Source organism: Betaproteobacteria bacterium (assembly GCA_016791345.1).
Classification (GTDB): Bacteria; Pseudomonadota; Gammaproteobacteria; order Burkholderiales; family JAEUMW01; genus JAEUMW01.
In genome coordinates, this window is record JAEUMW010000094.1 from 1 (window position 1) to 2,935 (window position 2,935).

General features: G+C 66.2%; 4 protein-coding genes. All 4 read left to right on the forward strand.

All coding sequences use genetic code 11. The features are described 5' to 3' along the window. Positions 1 to 831, forward strand: an 831-nt coding sequence (gene dapF, locus JNK68_03770) for a diaminopimelate epimerase (protein ID MBL8539469.1), incomplete at its 5' end; no start/stop codon positions are given. 96 nt (positions 832 to 927) lie between these two features. Then, positions 928 to 1,596 carry a DUF484 family protein gene (locus tag JNK68_03775; protein ID MBL8539470.1) on the forward strand — a complete coding sequence of 223 codons (669 nt, stop codon included), beginning with the start codon at positions 928 to 930 and terminating at the stop codon, positions 1,594 to 1,596. Beyond that, the gene (xerC, locus tag JNK68_03780; protein MBL8539471.1) at positions 1,593 to 2,525 is read left to right on the forward strand and encodes a tyrosine recombinase XerC; all 933 of its coding nucleotides are present in this window, start codon (positions 1,593 to 1,595) and stop codon (positions 2,523 to 2,525) included. Before JNK68_03775 ends, xerC begins: the two co-directional genes overlap by 4 nt. 125 nt (positions 2,526 to 2,650) lie before the next feature. Next, on the forward strand, positions 2,651 to 2,839 hold the full coding sequence (locus tag JNK68_03785) for a hypothetical protein (GenBank protein MBL8539472.1): 189 nt from the start codon (positions 2,651 to 2,653) through the stop codon (positions 2,837 to 2,839). Positions 2,840 to 2,935: the final 96 nt, after the last annotated feature.

Here is a 2,935-nt window from a genome sequence, read left to right on the forward strand (position 1 = left end):
TTCACGAAGATGGAGGGGCTCGGCAACGACTTCGTCGTGATCGACGCGACGGCGCAGCCGATCGAGCTATCGCGTGCCCAGCTGCGGTTGCTCGCCGATCGCCACTTCGGCGTCGGTTGCGATCAGATCCTGCAGGTGGAAGCGCCGCGCCGCGCCGATACGGATTTCTACTATCGCATCTTCAATGCCGATGGCGGCGAAGTCGGGCAGTGCGGCAACGGTGCCCGCTGTTTCGTGCGGTTCGTGCGCGACAAGGGACTGACCGCAAAGCGCGAGATCCGCGTCGAGACGCAGCAGGGCGTGATCGTGCCGCGGATCGAGGACGACGGACAGGTCACGGTCGACATGGGCGCTCCGATATTCGAGCCCGCGCGCATTCCGTTCCGGGCCGCGACGCAGGCGCTCACCTACCGGATCCCGCTGCCTCAACGGGAAGTGGAAGCGAGCGTGCTCTCCATGGGCAATCCGCATGCGGTCGAGGTGGTGACGGACGTTGACCGCGCGCCGGTGGCCGTCGATGGTCCCCTTCTCGAACGTCATGCCCTGTTCCCGGAGTGCGTCAATGCCGGCTTCATGCAGGTGGTGAATCGCCACCGCATCCGGCTGCGCGTGTTCGAGCGCGGCGCCGGCGAGACGCTGGCGTGCGGCACCGGTGCCTGCGCGGCCGGGGTGGCAGGCATTTCGCGAGGACTCCTCGACTCGCCGGTGCAGGTGGCAACGCGCGGGGGCGAACTCACCGTCGCGTGGGCGGGTCAGGCGGCGCCGGTCTGGATGACGGGGGCGGCTCGAACGGTGTTCGAGGGCGAGATCGAGCTTGCCGACGATATTTAATCTGTACTCTCAAGTCTAGGTTGTAATTTGCTGTTTTACGGCAAAGATTGCCCTTGTGTGTAGAATTGCTTTCCAACGAACGCAAGAGAGCCTCGAATGAAGTCAGAACAGGTCGCGACGTATCTCCAGCAGCATCCCGAGTTCTTCGAGGAGCAGGCGGACGCGCTCGCCGAAATCTATATTCCGCATCCGCACGGCGGTCGCGCCATCCCGATTTCCGAGCGCCAGATTCTCACGCTGCGCGAGAAGAACCGTGCCCTCGAAGCGAAGCTGAAGGAGCTGATCGAGTTCGGCGAGGAGAACGACGCGATCGGCGAGCGCCTGCATCGTCTGACGCTCGCGCTCATCGGTGCGCGCGATCTGGATGCTGTCCTGCACGACCTCTATTTCAACCTGCGCGAGGATTTCGCCGTGCCGCACGTCGCGCTCCGCCTGTGGCCGGCAATCCCGGATTCGGAGCGCGCGGAGTTCCAGGAAGCCGGCGCCGAAGTGCACATGTTCACCGAGAGCCTGTCCGGGCCGTACTGCGTCGGCCATGCGATGTACGACACGGCGGCGTGGTTCGGCGAGGACGGCGCCCGGCTGCGCTCGTTCGCCTACGTACCGCTCAAGGGCGCCGATGTCATCGGCCTGCTCACGCTGGCGAGCGAGGATTCGCAGCGCTTCTATCCGGAGATGGGCACGCTCTATCTTCGACGCCTCGCAGACATGGTCGTCGCGGCGCTGCATCGAACGCGCACCGCGAGCGAACACGCGCCGGCATGAACGCAGCTGCCGCCGATTCGGGATCAACACCACCGACCGCCGACGAGGCCGCGCGCTATCTCGCAGGCTTCACTTCCTATCTCGATCACGAGCGGCGGCTGAGTCCGCTCACGCGCGTCAACTACCTGCGCGACATCCGTCTGCTGCTCACGCGCACGGGCGATACGTCGCTCGAGTGCTTGCGGCCGCACCACGTGCGACGCTTCGTGGCCGAACTGCACGGCAAGGGTCTGGGGGGCCGCAGCCTCGCGCGCGTGCTGTCTTCCTGGCGTGCGTTCTACCGCTACCTCGCGCGCGATCACGGCTTCGACGTGGACCCCTGCGCCGGCGTGCGCGCGCCCAAGGCGCCGCGCAAGCTGCCGCCGGTGCTCTCGCCCGACGAGGTCCGCCAGCTGCTCGAAGCGCCCGCTTCGACGCCTCTGGAACTGCGCGATCGCGCGATGTTCGAGTTGTTCTATTCGTCCGGCTTGCGCCTGTCCGAACTCGTCGGCCTCGACGTCGCACGGTTGCACTTCGTGCAGGGCACCGTGGAAGTTATCGGCAAGGGGCGCAAGACCCGCGTCGTGCCGGTGGGTTCGGCGGCGCTCGCCGCCATCCGGGCGTGGCTTCCGGCGCGCAGCCGATGGGCGAAGCAGGACACGCGTGCGCTCTTCATCGATCGCGCGGGCACCCCGCTCGCGCAGCGCACCGTGCAGACAAGGCTCCACCGCTGGGGACTCAAGCGTGGCCTTGCCGGCCGCGTGCACCCGCACATGCTGCGCCACTCGTTCGCGTCGCACCTGTTGCAGTCGAGCGGCGACCTGCGTGCCGTGCAGGAGCTGCTCGGGCATTCCAGCATCTCGACGACGCAGGTCTACACCCATCTCGACTTCCAGTATCTGGCGAAGGTCTACGACGCCGCGCACCCGCGCGCCAGGAAAAAGCCCTGACCGCGGCACGGGATGCCGGCGTCGTTCGGCAGCCGGAAGAAGCGCACCAGGCGATGAATTCACGGCACGGGCATAGCGTTTGCTGGAAACCCCTTGCAGTCCGATAACCATGGAGGTTCCAGAAAATGTCGCAAGTGAGAAGTCGCATGTTCAATGAGCGCGGCAGTTCGCGCACCCCGGCGCCCTTCGAGCACAAGCTCGCGCAGGACGCGCAGCAGGCAACGAAGGTTCCGTCCAATCTCGATCTCACCGATCGCAGGCTTGCCGGCGAACGCGACGAGATCGCGGCGAGCGTCGTGCTCGGCTACAACTGATCCGCCTCGATTTCCGCATTCTTCCGCAGCGCCCTTCCGCCGTTCTCGGAGCGACCACGCTCAGGCTTCCGCCGGGTTTCCCGATCGCTCCGGAAC

Bases quoted from the DNA above. Each gene is read 5' to 3' on its own strand.
- JNK68_03775 (MBL8539470.1), top strand. From the start codon at position 928: ATGAAGTCAGAACAGGTCGCGACGTATCTCCAGCAGCATCCCGAGTTC.
- xerC (MBL8539471.1), top strand. From the start codon at position 1,593: ATGAACGCAGCTGCCGCCGATTCGGGATCAACACCACCGACCGCCGAC.
- JNK68_03785 (MBL8539472.1), top strand. From the start codon at position 2,651: ATGTCGCAAGTGAGAAGTCGCATGTTCAATGAGCGCGGCAGTTCGCGC.